Below are 24,567 nucleotides of genomic sequence, written 5' to 3'. Positions count from 1 at the left end.
TATCAATTCTCTTATGACGCTAGGCTGTCGCCCCGACGCCGCCGCCGCGATTTGCCGGAACGTCTGCCGCGGTAATCAGCGCGCGGCGCGAAGAGGAAGCAGTTGCGATTCGATATCATCGTCCGCTTCGGGCGTCGTCAGGTGCGCGCCGTGCGTCAGATCGAGCGGCATTGTAGGCGGAGCATTCTGCCGGTCATGCGCTAGTGCAACTCGATACACTCTCGAGCCATAGGTCGACAGATCGCGTGCCAGCGCTTGCGCGATGTCCACCTTGCTGTGGGTTCTCGGCGATACAAGGAAAATCCGCGTCGTGCAGACCATCAAAGACGCGGCCTCGAGACCTACATCCTCCAGCCAGGGAAGATCAATGCGCTCAGCGGTCGACAGAAGCAAGCGTTCGTAACGTTGCACCGCCTTGTCGAGATTGAGCACCTGAACCGAAACGCTGCGAATTCCTAGCGTGCCATTCGAATGAACACGACAGTCTCCCTCAGGGACGCGAAGGTGTCTCGCAGTCACATCGGCGCAGAGGAATGGAAGCGCCTCGTCTGTCGGCCAGCCAAGTAGCCAGTGCATCTCCGCGCCGTCCGCCTGAACGCGCGAGCCTGCAGAAGCGTTCTTGTAGAAGTCGTAGCGCCTGTCCGACCGTTGCGTTTCGATCGAGAAATCCGCAGGGCAGAGCGCGAAGTCGATGACTCCTTCGCCTCGTCTCGTCAGACGTTCGTACCATTTCTCGCCGTTCGCGGGGTTGACCCATTCGATCAACTCGATATAAGCGCCGTCGTGAAAATAAATGAGCGCATTGCGCGTCGGCGCATGGGTGTGCCGTCCACCGGCAGAAACGTTGAAGCCCAGTCGCCGATAGTCCAACACAGCCGCCTCTAAGGAATGCACTGCCACGACGAGGTGGTCAAACCGGAATGGCGTCTTCATTTACCTAACGATCCCTGGTCAAAAGAACTTACCATTGGATTAGTCCGTCCACGGTCTTATCGACGATCCCCGTACCCGACGAAAGCACCGAATTACGCCAGACATAGGATGTGGGAACAAATGAGTCGAGAAGGTCTGCGCGCACTTGTACGACCGCCTCTCGCGGATAGCGATCGCTGAACCGGCGTAGCCATAGGTCCTGCCGGATGGCCAGCTCGCCCGGCTCGCGGCCGCGCGTGCCCCACTCGATGACGCCGCCTGCCACTTCCGCATGCGGCAGAAGCTTCCGGATGCCGTCAAAAACCAGACCCTGGTAGCGGGGGCAGCTGCGTCCATGCGGACGCGCAGCAGGCAAGCCATCCTTCTCCCACCATTGCGTGGTTCGCCGGTATGCATCGGATTCGGCGTCAGCGAACGGCAGGAAAAATGCCTCGCCGTAATCGCCGATGCCGGTGTGCCAGTCGATTACCGCCACCTTCTCCGCCGGTAGAAGATGCGCCTGCACAATTCTTTGCAGCGTATGGTTTTCCCATGTCCGCCGCGTGCCTCCGAAGAACACGCCGTCCGGGTGCGCGTACTGGCCGCGTGCGATCGCGTCAAAAAGCGCGTCCTCTCCGAGACGGTTGCGCGCGGCGCTGAGCCCTGCTTCGGCGTGCGAACACCGATCCGCGTCGGCAATGTCCGCGTTCAGGAAGCGATGCACTTCGTCGTAGATCCGGTTTTCCGGCCTGCCCCTCGAGAAGTCCACGAAATTACGATTGAGGTCGATGCCGTCTTCGTTGGTCCGAACGCCATACGAGAAGCCATAGGGATTAAGTGCGTGGACGAGAATCACGCCAATGTGGTCGAGCTCTCGCCGCGAGGCACAGAGCCGAAGCCACGCGGTCTGGAGCGCGGAGCCGGCGTAGCCTTCAGCTCCATGCGTTCCGCTGATGACCACAAGTTTGTGCCGGCTCGTTGCGCTTCCTAAACACGCGACGTCGATGCTCAGACGCTCCTCCTCGATCCCGGACGAGCGATCGTAATCGTAGACGTGTAGATCCGCCCCCGCGCCGCTTGCCGCGGCGCGAAACTTATCGCGTGCGACAGCATATGTCGGAGAAAAGTAGTCGGTGTTTGCGAAGAACATGAGTGCGCCCCGTCCGCCTTAATGAGCCGCGTCGATCAGCGGTGGGCTACTGATCTCGCGAAGGTGCGTAACTGCCGTCATTGCGATGCGTTTCATCACCGACGAGAGGCGGATTGAAAACGCAGACCAAACGAAGATCGCCTTTGACTGCGCGCACTTTATGACGGTCGTGCTTATCGAGGACGTAGATGGATCCGGCCTGAATGGTGTGCGTGTCGCCGGTGGCGAGGTTGACGACTTCTCCTACTCCTGCGAAACAGTAGTTAGCCTCGATGTGATGCTTGTACTCCAGTTCCAGCTCAGTTCCTTCGAGGACCGTGGTGTCATGAACCGAAAATCCCACGTCATCGCTCGCGACGATGAGCCGCTTGCTTTCCCACCCTTTTCCGGAGGCGTGCCGTGCCGTTCCAACGATCGATGCAACGTCTCTGACGATCATTTCTGTTTCCTCTTCGATGGATCTCGCATTAAGGTTTCGACAGCGCCGCCTCGACTCGGCGCGCCACGGAGAGCAGATCGATGTCGCGATGGCGGCGTCCAGTGAGCATCAGCCCGAACGGTCGCGGCCTGGCCGGATCGAACTGCATGGCGATGCTCGGCGCGTCAAGGCGATTCGCCAGCTCGGTGAGACTGAAAGATAGCGCGTTCACACGAAGATACTCGATCTCGTCCGCGGTCACGTCTGCGATCCGAGGCGGAACAATGGGCACTGTCGGGGTCAACAGAGCATCGTAGCGCGCCATTTCTGCGTCAAACACATTGGCTTCGTGCTTGAGCGCTGCCGCGCCCTTCAGGTATCGATAAGCGGGAATCGATTCACCGCGCAATATCCTGGGCCCGACGAGCGGGTCGTAACGCGCCAGTCGCGTACGAATCCACGGTTCGTGCCATGCGAAGGCGTCCGCCACAATGATCCCGCTTTCGGCGGCAATACGCGACGGCGCTCTAAGGTCCATGAAGTCGGTCTCAACGATCGAAGCACCAAGGCTGGCAAGGCGATTGACACACGCTTCAAACGCTGCGACGACAGTCGGATCGCAACCAGTCAGTGCGAAATCCACGGGCAGAGCCAGCCGGATCCCTTCAAGCTGCCTCGTCGGCCGAACCCGCACGACGGGTGTCCTGTAAAGTTTCAACGCCTCTACCACCCTGACAATGGTGTTTACATCGCGGGCAATGAAGCCTGGCGCATCGAAGGTGGTCGACAGCGGAATGCACCCTTGCGTCGAGATAACATTCGTCGAAGGCTTGAAGCCTACGATCCCGCAAAACGCCGCCGGAATCCTGATCGAACCGCTCGTGTCGGTACCGAGCGCAATGTCCGCAAAACCTCTTGCAACTGCAACGGCGCCGCCGGAAGTCGATCCGCCGGCAACCCGTTCTCCATGCGCATCGAGCGGAGTAACCGGCGTGCCCGTGGTGTTGTTGATGCCAAGAGCGCCGAAGGCGAATTCGGTCATGTTAGTGTGCGCCACCAGTGTTGCACCGGCGGCGCGCAGCCCAGCAACGGCCGGAGCATCGCGCGTCGCTTCGGGCTGGTCCGATAGAACGGCCGAAGCCGCGTCGGTGACCCATCCGGCGACATCGAAGCACGCCTTCACGGCCAGAATCACTCCGTTCAGCGGGAGGCTTGCGCCGGATGCGACTGCCTGGTCAGTCGCGATGGCATCGGCTGCAGCGGCATCGAATCGCGTGCGCAGGAACACTTTGTCCAGCCCACTGAATGCCAACGAAACCGCTCGGCTTTGCTCGACCCTCGATTCGCCCGACATCTGTCTCAGCCCTCCCGCGTGCGAGACCTTACTTCGCTTGCCAACGCATTAAGCCTGCATGTCATTGCTTCGCCCGGATCACGTCGATGTCGCGCCAGTCTTTTCCTTCTAGCTTGTAGAGCGTGTATGGAGCGCTGGCCAGATCGCCGCGTGCATCGAATGCGATAGGTCCGGTGGCGCCTTTGATGCTGCTGTCGGCGACAGCAGCCAGCACTTTGGCCGGATCCTTCGACTGAGCCTTAAGCACCGCTTCGATGATCACGGACGCGGCGTCGTAGGCATACGGCCCCTGGAAGCCTTTCAGACTCGTACCGAAGCGCGTGCGATAACGATTGACGAAGTCCGTTCCGGGCATCTGCGAAAACGGTATTCCGGGCTGAACGGCCAGCGAACCCTCTCCCTCACCTTTGGCAAGGTCAAGAAAGATCTCGTTGTTGAACCCCTCGCCGACGAGCGTCGCCGTCAGACCCAAACTGCGCATCCGTCTTACCACCTGAGCCGCCTGCGCGTCGAAGCCGCCGAAGACAATGACATCGGGGTTCTTGGCGCGCAGCTTAGTGAGCACGGCGCTAAAGTCGATGGTCTTATCGGTCACATATTCATGCGCCACAACGTTCGCGTGGCGCTCGCGCAGGGTCGCCTCGACCCGGTCGGCGAGGCCTCGCCCGAAGTCAGTCTGATCGTCGATGATCGCGATTCGCTTGGCCTTCAGCTGATCGACCAGATAGTTGCCGAGCGTCGCGCCGGCTACGGCATCGTGACCCACCACCCTGAAGGTCGTCTTGTAGCCCTGCTGCGTATAGGACGCGCTAGTCGAACTTGGACTGACCTGGGCAATGTTGGCTGCCGAATACGTTCTCGCAGCGGCGATGCTACAGGTGGAATTGAAGTGCCCTACAACGCCCGACACTCCGATGTCGGCGAATCGCTGGGCAATCTGCGAAGCGATGCGAGGATCGCCTTGATCGTCTTGCGGTTCGAGTTCGAATCGAACGGCCTTTCCCTTGAGCGTCGGATGGCGTGAATTCGCATCTTCGACCGCCAGCCGCGCGGCGTTTTCCATTTCCTTGCCGTCGGCCGCGGACGGCCCGGTAAGCGGCGCCGCAAAGCCGATCTTGACGATCGCATCGTCTGCCCGCCCCGCAATCGGCGCGAGCGCCAGCGTCAGCGACAACGCACCGCCAATAAAACCCGTTATAGCCCTCATTGCTCGCTCCCATCCATCCAGCGTTGGTTGTTTGGTTAACTGGGCAATTGTACGCATACAAAGATACATACAATGGCATGACGTGATGATGCTGGCAAAGCTTCGGCTAGGCAACCACTTTCATAATAGTTAGAAAGCACACCCGGCGATATGGACAAAGACGCCTGTCTCTTCCAGATTGCGAGATGCAGACATTAAAACGATTGTATGCAGCCACGCTGGGGACGAACGCTATGAGAAACGTGTTCGCAGAATCTAGGGATCGGTGTACCGGGCGCTCCTCCGGATATGCGTCTTAGATTCATTAGGTCGCATCGCCCATGATGAGTGCAATCCGCTGAGGGATAGCAATCCTTCAAAAGGTGCGGGCCAGTGGTTACAAACACTGAGGGCGATCGGCTTTAAACTAACGCGGGAAGACGTCCATTGCCGTGCCAGCATGCAACGGGTCGGAACTGGATCGGGGGGCGATACGGCGGCAGTGTCGGCCGTATCGCAGCGGGTCGAAAAAAGGGGTATCGGTCTCGCTGCGACCGCTCGGCATCTTCGTCCCAAAAGGACGACTGCAGCCGAACTGCTTCGGTAATGACTGGCGCATCCGGCGAGGCCGGCGAGGCCGGCGTACTCGCAGCACGGCGAGCTCACACGATCACGCTGGGCTCAGATAGGTCAGAGCGGAGCAGCGATGCGATCTTTTCGAGCCCGAACTTCAGGTCGCCGATCGTGGGCGGCCCACCCAATGAGAGGCGCACGGCCTCCTCTGCTACGCCGACGCAAAAAGCATCGCTCAAGGCGAGGTTGATGCCGTCGGCTCGAAGCCGCTCGGCGAAAGCCGCTCGGGTCCAGATTTTCGGCAGTACCAACCAGGTGTGGAACGCTCGCAGGTCCGTGTGTTTCGTCTGTTCGGGCAAAATGTCCCGCGCCAACGACTGCCGCGCTGCGACCTCTTGGCATATTGCGGCAAGTAAGGTTGACGCGGTGCCATCTTCGATCCATCGGGTTGCTAACGCAGCGCTCAGAGGTGACGCCATCGACGCGGTCGCGCGCAAAATGACAGCAGCACGCTCGGCGAAAGACTTTTCCGGCGTCGCCAGATAGGCAATTCGCAGCGCCGGCGTGAGACATTTGGAGAGCCCCGAAAGATAGAAAGACTGGTCGGGCAAGAAACTCGAAAGCGGCGGCAACTCGTTGCCACGCTCAGCGAGAAGCGGCCAATAGTTGTCATCCTCGATCAGCGAAACGCGATGGCGTGACAGCACGCTGGCAATCGCCATCCTGCGTTTCAGCGACATGCTCCGCGTGGTGGGATTGTGCAAGGTCGGCATACAATAGAACGCCTTCACCCGATGTTCCTTGCACACCTTGTCCAGAGATTCCGGAATAGCGCCCTGATCGTCCATTTCGACACCTACCAGGCGGATCCCAAGATAGCGCGCGATGAGAATGATGCCAGGATAAGTGAGGTTTTCGACGCACAGGACGTCGTCCTTTGCAGCAAGCATCATGATGACCACGAGCAATGCGGATTGCGTTCCTGGACAGACGAGCACCTGCTCCGCCGTGACCGCGCTCAGGCGCTGGCGCAGCCATTGCGCGCCCACGTCGCGGTCGTGGATCGTTCCCGCCGGTGGCTGATACCGCATGAATGCCTTGGCATCGAGTGCGACCGTTGCCCTTGACACCTCGTTCCAGAGAGTATTGCCCGCCTCACCCTCGAACACATTGGGCGGCGAGTTCACCATGAAATCCGTCGATGCATTGGACGCTGGCGTGGGCGCTCGGTCGCGCATATGACGGACAAATGTGCCCCTGCCGACTCGCGCATCGATAAGGCCGCGCCGCTGCGCCTCCGCATAGGCGCGGCTGATGGTCGAAAAGTCGACGCCGATCGCCGCGGCCAGAGCTCGTTGAGGTGGAAGCCGGTCGCCCCGATTTAGCGTTCCATGCGAGATGTCGGCGGCCATCGCATCGGCAATGCGCTGATAGATTGGACCCTTACGCGCTTTGATATCCGGAACCCACCGCTTGATCATCATCGCTCTCGATACATACATTCGGAAGATTGTATGCGAAAAGCAGTTTGCTTAAAGCATTTGTTAATCGTCGGCGTTCGAATCCGCCTGACACCTTCGTCGCATTGTCGCCAAACGTCGAACCGACCGCCAGAAGATGCAAGACCGTCACTCGGTGGTAGGACGTTTGCTCCGCTTGACCCGCTTCCCAGCGGCACGCTCGGCATCGCTTTGCAGCACCGATAAAGCCACGAAAGCCCGTGTCGCCGCGCTCCTGTACCCACTCTTGCGAAGCAGCAGCGCGGCCGTCCGCTGCGGCAGTGCCGGCTCAAGCTGGACGCTGCACAGCCCGCGATGCTCACGCGTGATTGCGGCTGGAAGCAGCGTCGCAAGCGCACTGCGGCTGACGACTTCAATCGCGGCGCTGATCGAATTGACTTCCATTGCAAGCCGCGGTGCCACCCCGTTCTCGCGGAAATAACGGTCGATGTATCGGCGCGTCGCGAATTCTCCGTTCAACAAGATCAGCGGCTCCTCCTTGAGTTCGTTGAGCGTCATGCGAAGCTGCCGTCTTGCTCGGGGATGCGCCTTGCCGATCATCAGCGCCAGTTCCTCAACGAAAAGTACCTGCGGCTCGATTTCCTCATTCGAGACCGTGTCGAATGCGATTCCGACGTCCAGCGCGCCGTCGGAAAGCAGGGCCTCCATCCGATCTTGCGGCATCTCCGTGAAGCTCAGCATGATTTTCGGATGCAGACGGTTAAATGCCTCAATCAACGGTCCGACGAAGTAAGCGGTGAACGTTGGGGTTGCCGCGATGTGCAGAACGCCGCGGCTGAGGTCCTGAACATCGGAAATCGCGCGCTTGCCGGACTCGAGTTGCTGCAGCGCACGCCGCGCGTGGCTGACATAGGCCTCCCCTGCGTCGGTCAGGCGAATAGAACGCCCAGTCCGATCCAGCAAGAGAGCGCCGAGGGCTTCTTCGAGTTGTCGGATCTGCTGCGAGAGCGTGGGCTGAGATATGTGCAGGGCCTGCGCGGCGCGCGTGAAATTGCGATGCTCCGCTACGGCCAGCAGATACCGGATATGTCGTAGCAGCATGGTTGCGACTCCTTCGGTATTGGTCTTCCCTATAGCTCGGATAAGAAACCGGTCTTGGACACTATAGCCGAAACCGTCGAGCATTCACCTCATCGAGCCACCGTTCACAATCGCGGAGTGAAAGATGCGAGACATCATCGACGGATTTCTCAGGTTTCAGCGGGAAGCCTTCCCACAGCGCACGAAACTCTTTAGGAGGCTTGCAACGAGCCAAAATCCCCGCGCGCTGTTTATCTCGTGTTCAGACAGCCGGCTCGTGCCCGAACTCGTGACGCAGCGTGAACCGGGCGACCTGTTCGTCATCCGTAATGCCGGCAACATCGTTCCTTCTCATGGTCCGGAACCGGGCGGCGTGACCGCGACCGTCGAATATGCCGTCGCGGGACTCGGCGTGACCGACATCGTCATTTGCGGCCATTCGGACTGCGGCGCCATGACTGCAATCGCGACATGCGCCTGCATGGATCACATGCCGTCGGTCCGGAGCTGGTTCAAGTATGCGGATTCAGCGCGGGTCGTGAACGAAGCACGCAAGCATTCGAGCGAACGCGACCGCATCGACTCGATGATTCGCGAAAACGTCATCGCCCAGCTTGCCAACATCAAGACTCATCCCTCCGTGCGGCTCGCGATCGAGCAAGGCGTCCTCGCGATCCATGGCTGGGTCTATGACATTGAAACGGGATCCGTCGACGCGCTCGATGGTGCCACCCATCGTTTCGTCTCACTTTCGAGGCATCCGAACGCGTGTGCAGAACCGGCCCGTGCGAGCCTTGCCGCCTGACCAGCACCTTAACTTCCCATCCGGAGATTCATCATGAGTCAGTCCCAGTACCGTGAGAACGCGCGTGCAACGCTGTCCGACGCAATCATCGACGCCAAGATCGCGAAGAACCTAACCTTCAAGCAACTCACGGAAGGCACCGGACTCAGCATTGCCTTCGTGACCGCCGCGCTTCTCGGACAGCATCCCCTGCCGGCGGATGTGGCAAAAGTCGTGGCCGACAGGCTCGGTCTCGACTCGGACGCGGCGCGCGGCCTGCAGACGATTCCGATGCGTGGCAGCATTCCGGGCGGCGTACCCACCGACCCGACGATCTACCGCTTCTACGAAATGGTGCAGGTCTATGGCTCGACGCTAAAGGCTCTGGTACATGAAGAATTCGGCGACGGCATCATCAGTGCGATCAACTTCAAGCTCGACATCAAGAAGGTCGACGATCCGGAAGGCGGCCACCGGGCGGTGATCACACTGGACGGGAAATATCTTCCCACGAAGCCGTTCTGAGCTCACGAATGCTTGGCCACGAACCGCGAGCTAGCCGCACGCCGTTTGCGATATCGGGTTCGACATAATGCGGCCCGAGAACGTGAGGTTTTTAGGAATGCGTTGGCTCTCTCGAACTATGACATCGAAACGGGATCCCCCGTCTAGACCCAGCCATGGATCGCGAGGACGCCTTGCTCTGTCGCGAGCCGCCCGGAGGGATGAGTCTTGATGTTGGCAATCTGGGCGATGACGGGGGCGAGTGGCGGGCACGTCGACGATCGTGCTGCCGAGGCAAGCGCTCAAGACGTCTTGTCGTGTTAGGCATAAAGGCGCGGGACGGCGCGCGGCAGCATGTGAACCAAGATGATCCGCTTATAGGGATAGTCGATCGCATACATGACACGGTCCGTGCCACTCATGCCGTGGGTGGCTTTGATGGCCGCTTGATCTGCCACACGGTCGACGAACTCAGCAAGCTCGACGGCGTGTCAATCACGGCGGGTAACAAGAAGCGCTTCTATCAGACCACCGCAACGGCCCGTTGGATGAAGTCGACGGCCGCCCGCAGCGAATGCGGGCGGATTGCCGACAGATGACACGAGACTGCGCCGTCCAGCAAGACGCCCGCTCGCTGCCCGTCCAGAGCAGCTCACCAGCGCGGCGCCGCCGCCGCATGACTCTTCTCAAGCGACCGGCACATTCAGCGGATCGTTCAGTTACAGCCGCTTGAATGCGGACGCGGCGACGTCCCGTTCGTTAAAGGCGTCGCGCATCGTGTCCCGATAGAAGATGTGATACCGCGAGTCAGCACCGCGGCGATTTTCGATCTTCGATCGCCATCGCCGCTTCGGACCGCACACCGGATCGCAGGGCGACAACCGTAAGAAGGATGCGACGGGCGGCACATCACCATGCAGTAGTACCGCCGTCGATAGCGAAGTCGGCGCCCGTGACCCAGCCGGCTTCGTCGCTAGCGAGGTACAGCGCGCAATACGCGACGTCCTCGGGCGTTCCGACACGTCCATTCAACATCAGCTTGCGTTTCATGGGCTCGAACCATGCAGGGTTTTCCATGAGTGCAGCGGTAGCCGCGGTTCTCACGAGCCCAGGTGAAATACTGTTTACCCGAATGCCATGTTTGCCGCCTTCCATGGCCAGGTGACGCGTCATTGCGATGACCCCGCCCTTGCCCGCGGAGTGTGCAAGGGCGGGAAGCACCTCATAGGCCATTTTCCCGGATACCGATCCACAATTGATGATCGACCCGCCCCGCTCCTTGAGGTGTCCCCACGCGGCCTTGCACACGTTGAACACTATATCGAGTTCGCCCTTCATCGTGCCACGCCACATCTCGATAGTCATCTCTTCGATGGGCGCGAAGTGCACCTTTGCAGCGTTGTTGTAGACGATGTCGATGGCACCATAACTTGCCACGGCGGAGTCAATCAGCGCCTGAGCCTGATCCGCTTCGGATGGGTCGCAGGGAGCAAGCGCCACAGCGATCCCGCCAGCTTCGCGAATCGAATCGATCGTCGCGCTGCCGCTCTCCTCGTCGATGTCGCATCCCACCACTTTCGCCCCTTCTGCAGCGAATAGAATCGCCGCAGCGCGTCCCATGCCGCTGCCAATTCCGGTTAGGACAGCCACCTTCCCTTCGAGTCGTCGCGCCATCTCAATCTCCTCCGTGTGTATCTGCTATCACACGGCGTGTGCCGCCGCGTGATACTGAAAACGCAGCACCGATCACTCTTTTAGCTCGAGGAACGGTGTCCTAAGAAATGGAAAAAAAGCTCAAGGGCATGCGCCTTCCGACATGTTTTCGAACCTCCGGAAACTATCTCGGACCGCCATAATTCTGTTGACGGCAGCCCCATCAAAAATTTAGCATACGTCTGTCATTCTAGGAAGACAAACATGAGATTGATTAGCTTTGAACACCAGGGTACGGCGTCATGGGGCTTGCTCGATGGCGCGCGCGTCATCGATGCCGGACCGCTCGCATCGCGATTCGGCGCGACTTTGAAAGAAGCGCTGCAGAAGGACACGTTGTCCGACCTGGGTGGTTGGGCTGCAACCGCCGACGCTGCGCTTCAGCTTGCAAATGTCAACCTCCTGCCGGTGATTCCGGACCCGCAAAAGATCCTATGCGTAGGGATCAACTATCTGTCGCACGTGCAGGAGACAGGGCGCGAAGTCCCAAAGCATCCTATGATCTTCACGCGGTGGGCCGACTCCCAAACCGGTCACGAGGGGCACATCGTGCGCCCTAACGTCTCGGAGAAGCTCGACTTCGAAGGCGAGCTGGCCGTCGTCATCGGGAAGCGGGCGCGGCATGTAAAGCAGGCCGACGCCCTGCAACACGTTGCAGGATATGCCTGCTACAACGACGGCACCGTGCGCGACTGGCAGAAACATACGATCCAGTTCACGCCGGGCAAGAACTTCCCCGCCACGGGCGGCTTCGGGCCTTGCCTTGTCACGCCCGACGAAGTGGGCGACCCGTCGTCCCTAAAGCTCATCACCCGCCTGAACGGCGCGATCGTCCAGGAAGCGTTCACGAATGACCTAATTTTCGACGTCGCACGGCTGATCGAGTACTGCTCCGTATTCACCGAGCTCTTGCCGGGCGACGTGATCATCACAGGCACGACCGGCGGCGTCGGAGCGTTTCGCGATCCGCCGCTGTGGATGAAGCCGGGCGATGTTGTGGAGGTCGAGATCTCGCGCGTCGGCACGCTGAGAAACATCGTCGTCGACGAACTGCTATGACCGACAGATCGGCTTGGAACGCTTCAGGGACATAAACAGGAGGGTCATTTGTCTTTTTCGCTTCAGCAAAGCACGCCCGCGCGCCTGCATCACCTCCACGTCGTGTCGGACAACCCCGGGCGGCTCGCCGAGTTCTATACATCGCAGATGCAGATGACCTCTGTGGGTGGGACAGGCCATGATCGGGTTGTCCTGGTCGGTCGGGACCGCGCGATGGAGATCACCGCGCGTTCGAGCGGGCAGGGGCCGCATTTCGGCTACGCGATGCGAAATCAGGAGGAACTCAACGCGCTGCGTAAGCGACTGCAGAATCATGGGCTAGCCTGCCAGGCTCTGACCGCCTCGCTGTTTCAACCCGGCGCATTCGTGATTGGCGATCCGCAAGGTCGCCGGATGGCGTTCGGACTTGAGATGTCCGACGCGGCATCGGTCGCTAGTCGCGACGGTCTTCCGGCCCGCCTGCAGCACACCGTTTTTCAAACGACCGAACTCGAACGCGTTGTGACCTTCTACACCGATATCGTCGGTTTCTCTATTTCCGACGAAGTAGTGGATGATAACGGCCGTGTCGCAGTGGTATTCCTCCGCTCGGACGACGAGCATCACAGCCTTGCGTTCTTCCAGGGCTCGCGAAACGAATGGGATCACCATTGCTACGAAACCGATAAATGGAACGACATCCGCGATTGGGGCGACCGGTTCGCGGCAATTGATGTGCCGATCTTCTTCGGGCCGGGACGTCATGGACCGGGTAACAACCTCTTCTTCATGGTCACCGACCCCGATGGAAACCGACTCGAATTTTCGGCGGAACTCGCACGCGTCGCGGTGGGCGCCAAGCCCGGTGTTTGGCCTCACGGCGAACGCACGTTAAATAGCTGGGGCCGCGCTTGGATGAGAAGTTGAGGCTACCGTTGGCAACTCCCTCGCGCGCGGCCGACGACTCAGTGTCGTCGGCGCCGCAGGCCACCGTTCCCTCCGTCGGGGAATAACTGGATGCCCCAATTTAGCGTATGGCGGGGTCCCGCACTTCTGCGACGAAACGAAAAGTTGCTCAGCCCCCGCATGGGAGTTTGCGAACAGGCGTCGAGCTGACCTTTGGTGCCCCGGGCTCAATAGACTTCCTGTCCGAATCGTAAATTCCATTCAAGCCACACAAAAAAAGCCGACGCCAGAGCGTCGGCAAAAAGGCTCCGAGCGGAGCCCCTGAGAGAGGCTTACGACGGTCGACTATTTCGTCCGGCTCGCTACGTACAATTGGCTTGCGCACGACCCTGGTAAGTCGGTTACTCCTGAACGAACTAGAGTCACGGCTTCACGTTATGGCGGAATTGCTCGCTTGCGCCCTCACCCCACTGCGTGACCATGCCTTCCTTGGCCTCCCATACTCCGGTGGTTGCAGTCGCCGAAAGACGGTCCGAGTCGGCCCAATGCTCGTGTGCATAGCCTAGCGGGTCGTTCCAGTAATCGAAGAGTTGGCTTCCAAGCAAGTGGCGACCAATACCCCACAGGTGCTCATAGCCCATCGACTTCAGATAATGGTGGTCGGCCATCACGGCATCGATATCCTGCGCTTCGAACGAAACGTGCTGGAAGCCGGCGGTATCCGAACGCATCGGCAGAAACGCGTGATGATCGACATGCTCGGCGCCTTTATCGACGCGCAGGAACGACGCAATCTGTTCACCGCCGGCCGTGCGAAAGACTTCGTCCGAGGGCAGCATGCCGAGCGTTTCGCGAAACCATGCGGCGGTTTCTTCGACGAGCGGCGTCCCCAGGACCACATGCGCGATCCGCTTGACCGGCGTTGCCTGGCCGCGAGGCAAGCGCAGCGGTTCGTCGGCACGAAGCGTCGGCTCGCGGCCGGTGTTGACGGCCTGACGCTCGACGTTGATCGGCGCGGGCACGGCGATGCCGTAGACGATATCCACGTCATAGCCATTCGGCTCTTTCAGGCGCACTCGCAGACCGCCGCCCGGCTCGGTGATCTCTTCCACGTCACGGCCGGTGCCCGCCGCGAGCGTTCTTAGATCCGCCTCACATTTGGCCAAGAAGGCGAATCCCAACAGGCGGGCCGGACCCTGTTCTAGGATATAGCAGTGGTGAACGGGATCGGTGGCGCGCAAGTACACGGATTCGCCCTGCTTTGCGCAGGTGATAAGACCGAAGCGATTGAGGAATGTCTCGACTTGCGTGACGTCCGGCACGCTGCGCCGGATGTAGAGCAGCTCGTTACATTTGATGATACTCATGCTATTGGATCCATGAAAAAATGATGCCGTTAGAGCGACAGCCTTCCACCGTTCACGTGCAGGGTCTGTCCAGTGACGAACCGAGAACCCGCCCCCAGGAGAAAGAGCATCGGCGCGACAACGTCGTCCGGAACGGCAATCCGCTTCAGCGGAATGGTCTCCAAGATCGCGCGAGCCCGCTCGGGTCCGAACCAGTCCTCGACGGTTCCATCGACAGCCTTGCCTTGCCCACTCCCACCGCCCAGGAAGGCGGTATTGACGAGGCCTGGAGCGACGGAATTTACACGTACCGGCGCCCACTCTTTTGCAAGCGTTTTCGCAAGCGCAAGCAGGCCCGCCTTGGACGCGCTGTAGGCGGCGAAACCGGGATCCGCCTGAACCGCAAGACCCGACGAGACGAAAACAACCGAAGCGTCAGGCTTCAGCAATGGCCGTGCGCTTACCGCAGTCAGAAATGCACCGCGGAGGTTCACCTCCATCGTCTTGTCCCACTGCCCGATCTGATGATCCACCGCAGGCGTAGGCGGAATGCCGATCCCGGTGACATAGGCAAGCCCATCGATCCGACCATGCAACTCGCCGACCTGTTTAAAGGCCGCCGCGATCGACACTTCGTCGCGCACGTCCACGGCGATGGCTGGTCCAGCCAACGCGGCCGGCTTGTCGCGGATCGCCTGTTCCGTATCCAGTCCCACGACCTGCATGCCGTTTGCCTCGGCGGCTCGGCACAGCGCCGAACCGATGCCGCCGTGACTGCCCACGACAACGAGCCTGTACCCGTCCGCCGGGGCGAGCGCAGGAAATTCGAGGTTCGCGAGGCCGTGTTCCTTTTCCAATGACATCAGCGGTTCTCCGTGAAGTTGACGATACCCGCCGGCTGACGATAGCGCTTCATCGTCCTTAGGGCGATGACGGACGAAGCAAGCGCGGCAACGGCACTGACGAGCGCAATTGAATGACCGATCGCATTGGGGCCGCCCCCGAATACGTGACCGGCAACCCAGGCGACGATGACCGAGGCTCCACCCAGGCCAACCAGATTCATGACGAGGAACAGAATGCCCGAGTTGATCGCGCGAATTCGGTTCGGCGTGACGGACTGGGCCGACGCGGTTATTGCGCCAAAGTACGAGTTCTGCACGAGGTAGTACAGGAAGGCTGCGAACAGGGCTGCATAACGGTTGTCCATAAGCGGCCCCATCACAGGCACGATGATGACGAGCGAAGCGATGAGCACCGTGCGCATATGTGCGTCCTGATGACCGCGGCGCAGCAGCATGCCAGTAAGCGACGGGCCGAAATATGCGCCGATCACGCATCCGGCCATGAGTGCGATCCCCAGGCCCATTCCGGTCTGGCTGGCCGTCATGTGGAAGACGCGGATGAAGTGCGTCGGCAGCCAGCCGAGATTCGCGAACATGACGATCGACAACAAGGTCGCGCATGTGTAGAGCGGCACCAGATGACCGCGCAGGGCCCACAGTTGACCGCAGGCTTCACGGATGGAGGGAACCGGCGTGTCGTCCAGACGCTTGGGCTCCTTCACGAGCGCGAGCAACACGCCTGTGAGCAGGATCCCGGGCAGACCAACCGCGATGAACACCAGTTGCCATGCTTGGAACTGCCCGCCGAACAATACTCCCGCGAACTTCGCCGCGTAGTCGAGCGCCGTACCCCCGACCACGAGCGCAAGGCCGCCACCCAGCATCGCGCCCATCGAGAAAAGCGCGTTGGCGCGGATCAGCCGCTTCGGCGGGAACAGATCGGCGAGTAGGGAATAGGCGGCCGGCGCGAGCGCAGCTTCGCCGATGCCGACGCACATGCGCGCGACGAACAATTCCGTGAAGCTGTGGGCGAAGGCGCAAGCGATCGTTGCGGCACTCCAAAACGCCATCCCTGCGGCGATCAGAATGCGCCGGCTGCTGCGATCTGCAATCCGCCCGAGTGGCAGACCCAGGATGCAGTAAAAAAGCGCAAACGAAAATCCCTGAAGAAGACCGATCTCAACATCGTTGATATGAAGGGTCTGCTTGATCGGCGCGACCATCAACGACATGACTTGGCGGTCGACCAGCGAAATGATGTACGCGACGATGAGAACCGCGAGCGTGGTGTAACCCCTGGACAGCGGCAACATCGATGCCGCGGCTTTCGAATCCGTCGACGCCGCGCGATGTGCCATGCCGTTCTCTTCGTTCGAAGCCGCCGCTTCTAAACCTTCCCTGGATGCATCCTGACCGCTGATCGGCCTGACTTGTTGCCCCCACCGCGGGCTGTCGCTCGTTGCCATGCTGTCTTCCTCCGGTTCGTTATGAAATCATTTTGTGCACAAAGATGGTTTTGTGCAAGTAGAGATGTTCCCTATAACAAACGGAGACCACAGGGCAGAGAGCCGAGCCAGCGTAGTCGACTAAGTCTGCCGAAAAGTTTGTGCACAAAAATGGGAAAAAGCGAGCCGCTTAGGGGAGCGCTCGGTCTAAAAACGAAAGAACAGAATTGATGTAGCGCGAGTGGCTCGATGGCGAGGGCGGCCGTGGTGCCGCGGCGTTCCTGATAAACGCAGGGAGGCAAACGCGTGCATCCTAGACGCTTACGCGTCCTGGACGCTTTTGATCAGCATGACATTTCGGGCGGTTTGCGCGATATGGTCCCGAAGGATCGCGCAGGCGAGCTCCGACTTCCGGTCAAGAACCGCTTCCATCATACGGCGATGCTCTTCGTCCGTATTGCGCGGCTCTTTCCGGTTCATAACCGAAAAACGCCGATAGCGTTCCGACTGATCGAATAGGCTCGAACACAGCGCGAGCAGGCGCGGCGACTCCGCAGCTGAGAGCATGGCCATATGGAAGAGCTTGTGACGCTCGGTCCATTCTTCGTCGGGCCAGTCGCCTCCTGAAGCCACACGCTTGCGCAGGCGCTCGAGCTGATGGAACTCTGCGACGATGCGCCCCTCCCACTCGCCGTCTCCGTTGGCGATGGATTGCGCCAGCGCGGCGGGCTCAACCAGCAGCCTGAAATTGGTGATGTCCTTGAGGTCTTCGGCGGACACGGCGGCCGCGCGGAATCCTTTGTTGTCGTCCGCCGTCACAAGTCCTTCCGCTACGAGCCGGTTCAGGGCTTCGCGAAGCGGGCTGCTCGACAGCGAATGCTCCTGTTGCAAAACCTCGATGCGCAACTTGGTACCCGGCGCGATTTCGCCGCGCAGGATGCGGCGCCGCAGCGTGTTGAATGCCTGCTCTGAAAGCGGCCGGCTCTTGCCGCCCGCATGCGGCAAGGCTGACTGGATGGTGATGGGCTCGTCGCGTTTCATGATGTCGATATTATGGCGCACTAGCTCGATAGAGGAACTTCTATATGCTGCGGCAGCAGTACGATTTTTCCAGTGATCCGCCCTTCTTCCAAGTCCTCATGCGCCCGGGCGGCGCTCGACAGCGGAAACGTGTCGGCGATCTCGGCTTGAAGAAGACCATCCGCTGCCAGCGCGAGGGCCCGGTCGAGGTCGCCGCTCCTCTGTCCTGTCGATCCATACAGCGTGAGCTGCTTCTGATACAACTCCGTCACGTTGAGCGTGACCTTTCCGCCGCCATGAGACCCTGCGGTGACCAGACGCCCGCCCCGCGCAAGACTCGAAACCGCTTGCGGAAAGAGATCCGGATCGCCGATGTTCTCGAACACGACATCCACGCCGCGTCCGCCCGTCAGCACCATGACCTCCTGCACAAGGTCGGAGCGCCGGTAGTCGATGCCATAATCCGCACCTGCGGCGACCGCACGCGCGACGCGTTCGGGTGCACCGGCCCCCGCGATGACCGTTGCCCCCAGTGATTTCGCCACCTGCACGCCTACAGAACCCAGTCCTCCGCTCGCACCCATCACTAAAACCGTCTCGCCAGGGCATACTCTCGCTTTTGTCTCCAGCAGATGCAGCGCAAGCGGAGCGTGACGCGCGACGACGGCTGCATCTGCAAAATCCAGTTTCGCAGGAACGAGATGCGTGATGCGCGCCGGAACCGCGACGAATTCGGCATAGCCGCCCCATGCTGAAACGCCGAGCAGCACCGGAGGCGCGGATCCGGTCGCGGCCTTGACGAACGGCGAGGTCGCCACACGATCGCCGATCTTACGATCGACCACGTCATCGCCGATTTCGACGATCTCGCCGACCGGGTCGGCGCCGAGCACATGCGGGAGCGTTACTGGCCGGCCGTACCGCCCGGCTCTCACAGCGAGATCGAGCGTTCGATTCACCGTGACCGCGTGCACCCGAATCAGGACTTCGTCCGCTTGCGGCACGGGGCGTGGCACCTCGGCCAGTTCCAACGTTTCCGGACCGCCGAAACGGCGCATCACGATGGCTTTCATGGTGCTTTTCATGGTGCAATCGCCTGGGTCAAGCAGAAATTTTCACGCGCAGGACGCCGAGTCCGGAGACCGCTGCATCCACCACATCGCCATTACGCAAGAATTCGCCGCGGCTGCTGCCCACGCCTGCCGGCGTGCCGGTCAGTACGAGGTCGCCCGGCCAAAGCGTGATGCGCGTCGACAAATCGCGGATCTGTTCGGCAAGCGAGAAGATCATTTTGCCGGTGTTCGAGTTCTGCTTTACGACCTCGTTGACCGACAACTGCAGCCCGAGGTCCTGAGGATCCAGCACGCGGAAGGCGGGAACGAGCCAAGGCCCGATCGGACAAGCGCCGTCAAAACTCTTGTGCGAGAGCCAGTCCATACGGAAGGGGGAACGCTCCGACAGATCGGTGCGGCGGCTCCAGTCTCGCGCCGAAAAGTCGATAGCGACGGTGTACGCGGCGACGTGATTCAGCGCATCTTCCAGCGCGATGTTCTTGCCTTGACGTCCGATTACCGCCGCCAGCTCCACTTCCCAATCGATTGATGTTGCGCCCTCCGGCAGTCTCACGGTCGCTTCCGGGCCGACGATCGAATGCGAACTCTTAAGAAAGTGCCACGAGCGATCGCCGCGGGCCGCCGGCGTGCCCGAGCCCGTGATTTTGGCCATCTCTTCGGCATGGTCGGTGTAGTTCGCACCGGCGCCGTAGATGCCGCCGGGGTTTGCAATCGGCGGCAGCAACCGGACAGAACTTTGGGCCAGCGACTCGCCTGCCCGCGCGGCGTCGAAGCTGGCAAGCCACGGCTCAACGTCGGCCCAGCTCTCGAGCACCGCCTTCATCTCGGCGTATTCTTCTTTGCCGGACACGCCCGCAAGGTCGTGAACCCGGTCGTTCACCAGCACACCGGTTCGCGCGCCACGGCTCGACTCATACGAGACGAGCACCGGATACGCAGGAACGTTTGCGAAAGTATCTCTGTTCATCGTCGGGTCTTGTGATCAGATCTCACCGGCCTGCACGCGGCGGCGCGTCTCCGCGATGGTTGCCGAAATCGCTTCAACATAACTCTCGCGCACTTCTTCACCCTTGCGCTTTTCGTCCTCCGACCCGGCCGCGATGCCGTCGAACACCAGCGCGAATGTGAACGTCAGCGTGAGACCGCGCTCAGAATCGCTCAGCACATTCGTGATCCAGCCGTTGTCTGCCGATTCGATGCGCTGAAAGTGCACCTGCACATCGGGCGTGAACGTGATGCGCTCGCGGAGCGTCTTGCCGCGCAGCGAAATCTGGCGAATGAACCCGTCCTCGAACCTCTCGATGACCTCGCACTCTTTCATCGCGGGCACGAACGGAACCGCGTATTCGGCCTTCTGAACCAGGCCCTTCCACATCTGGGCGCGTGTTAGTTGAACGGGCTCGTTGGCCGTATTTACTTCGAAAGCTGCAGAAATGGCGTACATCGGCTGATTCTCCTTAACGATTGAAGATGGCGGGACTCAAGATTTATCGGACGAGGCGGCACGGGCAGCCCGGCGCCGCTCGACTTCCTTCATAGTCAGACTCTGACCGCCTACTGACCAAAGTCCGTCCGCAACTTCGGTAATCGTGACGATCGTTGCGGGGCGGATGCCCTCGCCGCCCTGTCGCACGACGGCCGCAACGATGTCTTCCATGATTGCCAGTTGTTGCTCTCGGGTGAACGCACCCGCCAGATGCTGGACATTTACGAACGGCACGGTTGTCTCCTCGAAATGACTTGGCCAAAGTATGCATGTTCTAAAGCATTCTGCAAACAAAGGGTTTGTCCCTAGCTGGTTATCAAACTGCGCGTACGCTTGGGCTACGTTGTCGCTCCACGCGTGTATCGAAGCGCCGCAACTGGTCGGGGATTAGCCTTACTTGCACAAAATCCGTTTTATGCACAAACTTGTTGGGTGACGATAGGCGACCGGTGCGGGTGCTGCGTCTGCCATACCTCCTCGCGAAGTGTTGCGCGTCACATAAAAACCCGTTCGAAGTCACGAAACCATCGCGCCGTCGTTTCCCTGCCAAGCGCGCATCAAAAAATAGGAATACGGAATGGAGACGAAGCACTTGTTTTGCGCCGCCCTGATCGCTTGCGCCTCGCAAGCCCATGCACAGAGCGTCACGCTTTATGGTTTGCTGGATAACAGCATAGAAGTAGCAAACACTGGCGGCGGCACGACTGCGCGCATGGATCCCGGCATGTATCTCGGTTCGCGATTCGGCATGCTCGGAAAGGAAGATATTGGCGGCGGGTACTCCATTAATTTCATCTTGGAGCAAGGCATCCTCACCACGACGGGCGCGGCAAGTGTTCCCAACTCGGCCTTCGGCCGTCAAGCTTGGGTTGGGTTCGGCAGTCCCTATGGCGAGGTCCGCTTCGGCCGACAGAACTCGCCTGTGTATATTCCGGTCTCCGGCGCGCTCGACGCGTTCAACGGCCAGACAATTGGTTCCGGCCTAATCAGTTTTCTTGCAATCGTGCCCCGGGTGAGCAATGCCATCTCCTACCAGTCGCCTGAGATAGCAGGTACCAAGGCGCAGTTGATGATCAGTCTTCGCGATGCGAGCAATTCGTCGCAGAACGGAATCGCTAGTTATCACATCGGCATCCAATACGCAAAAGGGCCGGTAGGCGCGGTAATCGGCTATCAGCGCGTCGAAGACCCGGTGGGAGTTGTCTGGCCAGGTTCAAGTGCCGGCACAGTCTTGAAAGCGCTTTATGCCGGCGCCTCGTACGATTTGGGCAATCTCACCTTCTATCTCGGCTACAACAACAACCGGCAATCGGACACGCCGCTAAATCGAGACGTGCTCACGGCATCGGTGCGCTACATGTTCAATCCGGCGACGTTCTTCTCCTTCGGAGCAGCACACTTGCACGACAAGTCGAACCTAGACAGTAACGCTGATCAGGTAGGCGTGATGCTTAACTATTTCCTTTCCAAGCGGACCAACGTGTACGCTGCCGCATCTTGGATCGAGAACCACAACCGCGCTACCTTCGCCATGAACGGTGCGACGACCGCGGGCATTCCGGTCGCCTATCCGGGCGCTCCCGCACGCGGCATGCAACTCGGGTTGGTGCATAAGTTCTGACCTGCCGATTCACGAATCGTGGTTGAGCTACCGCGCGGATCGGGGAGCTTCCGTCTGCCGACCAACCAATCAAAAAAGGCAGATCCAGTCATGGATCTGCCCTGAACCATTCATCCACGAGCTTCTGTCAGGCCACGAAATCCGGCTGGCGCGCCGGCGCCGCGCGTACGAACGCCGGATGATCCGCGGCAAATTCATACACCGCCAGGCTGCGCGCGTAGGGACGGAGATCGCAGCCCATCCGCAAGGCGTTCGAGATTTGCGGCAAGAGGCACACATCCGCGAGCGTCGGCTGGTTGCCGAAGCACCACGGTCCGGAATTCTCGCGAGCGAGCATTCGCTCCACACTTTCCATGCCCTCCGCGATCCAGTGACGGTACCAGTCGCTCTTTTGCTGCGCCGTCACGCCCAGTTCAGTCTCCAGATACCGCAGCACTCGGAGGTTGTTCACCGGATGAATGTCGCAGGCGATCAGCGAAGCGAACTCGAGCACGCGCGCGCGGCTGTGCGTTTGCAACGGAATCAACCGTGGCTCAGGATGAACCTGGTCGAGATAGTCGATGATCGCGATGGACTGACCCAGTGTGAAGCCGTCGTCGACAATAGCCGGCACCGCGGCGGATGGATTTACGTTCGCGATGTAGTTGACGGCGCGGTGCTCGCCCTTGCGTATGTTGACCGGCAGCGTATCAAAAGCGACACCCTTGAGCGCCAGCGCGATGCGCACGCGATATGACGTCGAGCTGTTGAAGAAGCTATGTAATTGCACGGCGGATCCCATGGTCGATGATGACGGATGTCGCGCTACACGACGCGTACGGTCAGTTCGCCGAGGCGTTCCACGCCGACTTTCATCGTGTTGCCCGGCTTGACGGCGCCGACACCTTCCGGCGTACCGGTGAAGATTACGTCGCCCGGTTCCAGTCGGAAGAATTTCGACAGATATGCGACCGTCTCCGCGACCGACCAGATCAAATGCGACACATCGCTCTTCTGCTTTGTGACGCCGTCGACATCGAGCCAGAGCCCGGCTTGTTCAAAGTGGCCGACGTCGCTTACCGGATGAATCGGGCCGAGCGGCGCAGAACGGTCAAACGCCTTGCCAATTTCCCAGGGACGGCCCATCTCGCGCATCTTCATTTGTAGGTCGCGGCGGGTCATGTCGAGACCGACCGCGTAGCCCCATACGTGACTCAACGAGTTCTCGAGCGTGATGTCTGAGCCGCCCTTGCCGATCACTGCAACCAGTTCGGCTTCGTAGTGATAGTTCTGGGTTTCCGACGGGTACGCAAGTTCGAGGGTCTCGTCATAGCCGACGGGCACGATGGCGTCGGCGGGCTTGCAGAAGAAGAACGGCGGCTCGCGATCGGGATCGAAACCCATTTCGCGCGCATGCGCGGCATAGTTGCGGCCTACGCAATAAACGCGGCGTACGGCAAATTGGGCATCGCGGCCCGCGACAGGAACCGCGACCGGTGCTTCGGGAGGGAAAACGAATGCCATGATGGTATCTACTCGAATGGAAAGAATGGAAGCGCAGTACGCTCGTTGATATGAAGTTCAGTGACGCTCTTCGCGAAGGAGATTGAGTGCGGACAGCACCGGGCGATCCGAGTAGCTGAACAACACGCTCTCCGCGGACGCATTCAGCCGAACCGGTGCCCACGACGGTGCCACGAACACATCATGCGGTGCGAAGCTGAACACGCGCTCGCCGATGGCCACCTCGCCGTTACCTTCGACGACGCAATACACCGTAGCGTCGGTACTGCGGTAGGTGCGTCCGTTGAAGCCCGCCGGCAGGTATTGCATAAAGGTGGCGATCGTCGGCATCGGCCAACCGCCGGTCGTCGGGTTAACGTAGCGCAGCTTCACGCCATCCCACTCGTCGACTGCTCCGTTGCGATACAGAGTGTCGAGCGCTTCGCGGCTGCGTGCGTAGGGGTAACTAAAGATCGGCGAGGTCGGATCGCTTACGCGATGCCGCACCGGAGCCATGTTGTGCCCGAAGCGCGCAAAGCTCTCGCCTTCCGCGCGTGACACAGGCTGCGTCTTCTCCGGATAGTTCTCGGCGAAGCCTGCGTCAATCTGCGCGAGCAAGGGAATGTCCAGACCGTCGAGCCAAACGACTGGCTCGCCGCCTTCGTCGACCGAAGGATTGCCGTGGTCGTGCCAGGTCCATGACGGCGTGATGATGAAGTCACCTGGATGCATCGTGGTGCGCTCACCATCAACCGCCGTCCACGCCCCCTTGCCCTCGACGATGAATCGCAGCGCCGACTGCGTGTGGCGATGACTCGGTGCAATCTCGCCGGGTAAAATCAGTTGCAGCCCGGCGTATAGGTTCGGCGTCATGCTCGACTTTCCCGGCAGCCCCGGGTTTTCGAGCACCAGCACGCGCCGCACGGCTTCCTCGGCGCTGATGACGTCGCCCGCCTGCATGACCAGCTCGCGCACTTCGGAATACTTCCAGATGGCAGGCTCGGCCTTCGGCTGCGGCGTCTTCGGCACCAAGTTGTGCAGTGATTCCCACAACGGTGCCATGCGTTGCTGTGCAATCTTTGTGTAGTACGCCGCGCGCGACGCGCGGATCTGTTCCGTGGACATTGCATGTCTCCTTCTGACGTTGGTCGATCGAATGCGACGCGTAGGA

The 24,567-nt window shown here is 60.3% G+C and carries 25 protein-coding genes; 6 read left to right on the top strand and 19 right to left on the bottom strand.

The genetic code is table 11. From position 1 onward, the window contains the following. Window positions 1-75 precede the first annotated feature (75 nt). The 7 genes from NCS58_RS30550 to cynR all read right to left on the bottom strand — a co-directional run bounded on the left by NCS58_RS30550 (window position 76) and on the right by cynR (window position 8,154). Window positions 76-933: a VOC family protein gene (locus tag NCS58_RS30550; protein WP_086961325.1), complete on the bottom strand. Its 858-nt coding sequence runs from the start codon at window positions 931-933 to the stop codon at window positions 76-78. A gap of 28 nt (window positions 934-961) precedes the next feature. Then, a complete protein-coding gene (locus NCS58_RS30545; protein WP_250478182.1) occupies window positions 962-2,062 on the bottom strand; it encodes a DUF2817 domain-containing protein in 1,101 nt (366 codons plus the stop codon). A gap of 46 nt (window positions 2,063-2,108) precedes the next feature. Then, a complete protein-coding gene (locus tag NCS58_RS30540; protein WP_250538964.1) occupies window positions 2,109-2,501 on the bottom strand; it encodes an ectoine synthase in 393 nt (130 codons plus the stop codon). 28 nt (window positions 2,502-2,529) lie between these two features. Further along, window positions 2,530-3,834, bottom strand: a complete 1,305-nt coding sequence (locus NCS58_RS30535; RefSeq protein WP_250478181.1) for an amidase family protein — start codon at window positions 3,832-3,834, stop codon at window positions 2,530-2,532. 61 nt (window positions 3,835-3,895) lie between these two features. Beyond that, window positions 3,896-5,041: a branched-chain amino acid ABC transporter substrate-binding protein gene (locus tag NCS58_RS30530; protein WP_250478180.1), complete on the bottom strand. Its 1,146-nt coding sequence runs from the start codon at window positions 5,039-5,041 to the stop codon at window positions 3,896-3,898. 641 nt (window positions 5,042-5,682) lie between these two features. Further along, window positions 5,683-7,077, bottom strand: a complete 1,395-nt coding sequence (locus tag NCS58_RS30525) for a PLP-dependent aminotransferase family protein (RefSeq protein WP_250478179.1) — start codon at window positions 7,075-7,077, stop codon at window positions 5,683-5,685. Between the two features lie 144 nt (window positions 7,078-7,221). Next, window positions 7,222-8,154 (bottom strand): transcriptional regulator CynR, encoded by a 933-nt coding sequence (cynR, locus tag NCS58_RS30520; protein WP_250478178.1) that lies wholly within the window; start codon window positions 8,152-8,154, stop codon window positions 7,222-7,224. A gap of 124 nt (window positions 8,155-8,278) precedes the next feature. Between cynR and NCS58_RS30515 the strand changes: the two genes are divergently transcribed. From NCS58_RS30515 to NCS58_RS34555, 3 genes are all read left to right on the top strand, one after another. Continuing rightward, complete coding sequence (locus NCS58_RS30515; protein WP_250478177.1) at window positions 8,279-8,938, top strand: carbonic anhydrase; 660 nt, start codon at window positions 8,279-8,281, stop codon at window positions 8,936-8,938. 33 nt (window positions 8,939-8,971) lie between these two features. Further along, window positions 8,972-9,442: a cyanase gene (cynS, locus tag NCS58_RS30510; RefSeq protein ID WP_250478176.1), complete on the top strand. Its 471-nt coding sequence runs from the start codon at window positions 8,972-8,974 to the stop codon at window positions 9,440-9,442. Between the two features lie 155 nt (window positions 9,443-9,597). Beyond that, window positions 9,598-10,020, top strand: coding sequence for a hypothetical protein (locus NCS58_RS34555; protein ID WP_409241448.1), 423 nt, complete (start codon window positions 9,598-9,600; stop codon window positions 10,018-10,020). Between the two features lie 310 nt (window positions 10,021-10,330). Here the strand turns inward: NCS58_RS34555 and NCS58_RS30500 are convergent, their stop codons facing one another. Continuing rightward, window positions 10,331-11,095, bottom strand: coding sequence for an SDR family NAD(P)-dependent oxidoreductase (locus tag NCS58_RS30500; protein ID WP_250478175.1), 765 nt, complete (start codon window positions 11,093-11,095; stop codon window positions 10,331-10,333). A gap of 243 nt (window positions 11,096-11,338) precedes the next feature. On the opposite strand from NCS58_RS30500, the gene NCS58_RS30495 reads away from it, so the two are divergent. Together NCS58_RS30495 and NCS58_RS30490 are read left to right on the top strand one after the other, a co-directional pair. Continuing rightward, window positions 11,339-12,193 (top strand): fumarylacetoacetate hydrolase family protein, encoded by an 855-nt coding sequence (locus tag NCS58_RS30495; RefSeq protein WP_053572516.1) that lies wholly within the window; start codon window positions 11,339-11,341, stop codon window positions 12,191-12,193. 48 nt (window positions 12,194-12,241) lie between these two features. Continuing rightward, window positions 12,242-13,099, top strand: coding sequence for a VOC family protein (locus NCS58_RS30490; RefSeq protein ID WP_250478174.1), 858 nt, complete (start codon window positions 12,242-12,244; stop codon window positions 13,097-13,099). A 401-nt stretch (window positions 13,100-13,500) separates the two neighbouring features. Here the strand turns inward: NCS58_RS30490 and NCS58_RS30485 are convergent, their stop codons facing one another. The 8 genes from NCS58_RS30485 to NCS58_RS30450 form a co-directional block, all read right to left on the bottom strand. Then, window positions 13,501-14,400, bottom strand: a complete 900-nt coding sequence (locus NCS58_RS30485) for a VOC family protein (RefSeq protein WP_250538963.1) — start codon at window positions 14,398-14,400, stop codon at window positions 13,501-13,503. A gap of 74 nt (window positions 14,401-14,474) precedes the next feature. Continuing rightward, complete coding sequence (locus NCS58_RS30480; RefSeq protein WP_061119769.1) at window positions 14,475-15,287, bottom strand: SDR family NAD(P)-dependent oxidoreductase; 813 nt, start codon at window positions 15,285-15,287, stop codon at window positions 14,475-14,477. Beyond that, window positions 15,287-16,735, bottom strand: a complete 1,449-nt coding sequence (locus NCS58_RS30475; RefSeq protein ID WP_250478172.1) for an MFS transporter — start codon at window positions 16,733-16,735, stop codon at window positions 15,287-15,289. The genes NCS58_RS30480 and NCS58_RS30475 overlap by 1 nt, the downstream gene beginning before the upstream one ends. 300 nt (window positions 16,736-17,035) lie before the next feature. After that, window positions 17,036-17,755 carry a GntR family transcriptional regulator gene (locus NCS58_RS30470; RefSeq protein WP_082378269.1) on the bottom strand — a complete coding sequence of 240 codons (720 nt, stop codon included), beginning with the start codon at window positions 17,753-17,755 and terminating at the stop codon, window positions 17,036-17,038. 20 nt (window positions 17,756-17,775) lie between these two features. Then, window positions 17,776-18,819, bottom strand: coding sequence for a zinc-binding dehydrogenase (locus NCS58_RS30465; protein ID WP_250478171.1), 1,044 nt, complete (start codon window positions 18,817-18,819; stop codon window positions 17,776-17,778). A gap of 16 nt (window positions 18,820-18,835) precedes the next feature. After that, window positions 18,836-19,774, bottom strand: a complete 939-nt coding sequence (locus NCS58_RS30460) for a fumarylacetoacetate hydrolase family protein (protein WP_250538962.1) — start codon at window positions 19,772-19,774, stop codon at window positions 18,836-18,838. A gap of 15 nt (window positions 19,775-19,789) precedes the next feature. Beyond that, on the bottom strand, window positions 19,790-20,251 hold the full coding sequence (locus NCS58_RS30455) for an SRPBCC family protein (protein WP_250478169.1): 462 nt from the start codon (window positions 20,249-20,251) through the stop codon (window positions 19,790-19,792). Between the two features lie 36 nt (window positions 20,252-20,287). Further along, on the bottom strand, window positions 20,288-20,527 hold the full coding sequence (locus tag NCS58_RS30450; RefSeq protein WP_061119765.1) for a tautomerase family protein: 240 nt from the start codon (window positions 20,525-20,527) through the stop codon (window positions 20,288-20,290). A gap of 343 nt (window positions 20,528-20,870) precedes the next feature. Between NCS58_RS30450 and NCS58_RS30445 the strand changes: the two genes are divergently transcribed. Continuing rightward, window positions 20,871-21,914, top strand: coding sequence for a porin (locus NCS58_RS30445; protein ID WP_250478168.1), 1,044 nt, complete (start codon window positions 20,871-20,873; stop codon window positions 21,912-21,914). A 127-nt stretch (window positions 21,915-22,041) separates the two neighbouring features. Here NCS58_RS30445 and maiA read toward each other — a convergent pair whose 3' ends face one another. The 3 genes from maiA to gtdA are packed head-to-tail and all read right to left on the bottom strand — an operon-like array spanning window position 22,042 to window position 24,521. After that, entirely contained in the window at window positions 22,042-22,683 is a 642-nt protein-coding gene (gene maiA, locus NCS58_RS30440; protein WP_250478167.1) for a maleylacetoacetate isomerase, read from the bottom strand. Window positions 22,684-22,718: 35 nt separating this feature from the next. Beyond that, window positions 22,719-23,417 carry a fumarylacetoacetate hydrolase family protein gene (locus NCS58_RS30435; protein WP_250478166.1) on the bottom strand — a complete coding sequence of 233 codons (699 nt, stop codon included), beginning with the start codon at window positions 23,415-23,417 and terminating at the stop codon, window positions 22,719-22,721. A 57-nt stretch (window positions 23,418-23,474) separates the two neighbouring features. Then, on the bottom strand, window positions 23,475-24,521 hold the full coding sequence (gtdA, locus tag NCS58_RS30430) for a gentisate 1,2-dioxygenase (protein ID WP_053572505.1): 1,047 nt from the start codon (window positions 24,519-24,521) through the stop codon (window positions 23,475-23,477). Window positions 24,522-24,567 lie beyond the last annotated feature (46 nt).

The sequence above is a fragment of the Caballeronia sp. INML3B genome (genome assembly GCF_023631305.1).
Lineage (GTDB): Bacteria > Pseudomonadota > Gammaproteobacteria > Burkholderiales > Burkholderiaceae > Caballeronia > Caballeronia turbans.
The sequence above is the reverse complement of the archived record's forward strand: the minus strand, read 5'-3'. Positions and strand labels throughout refer to the sequence as shown.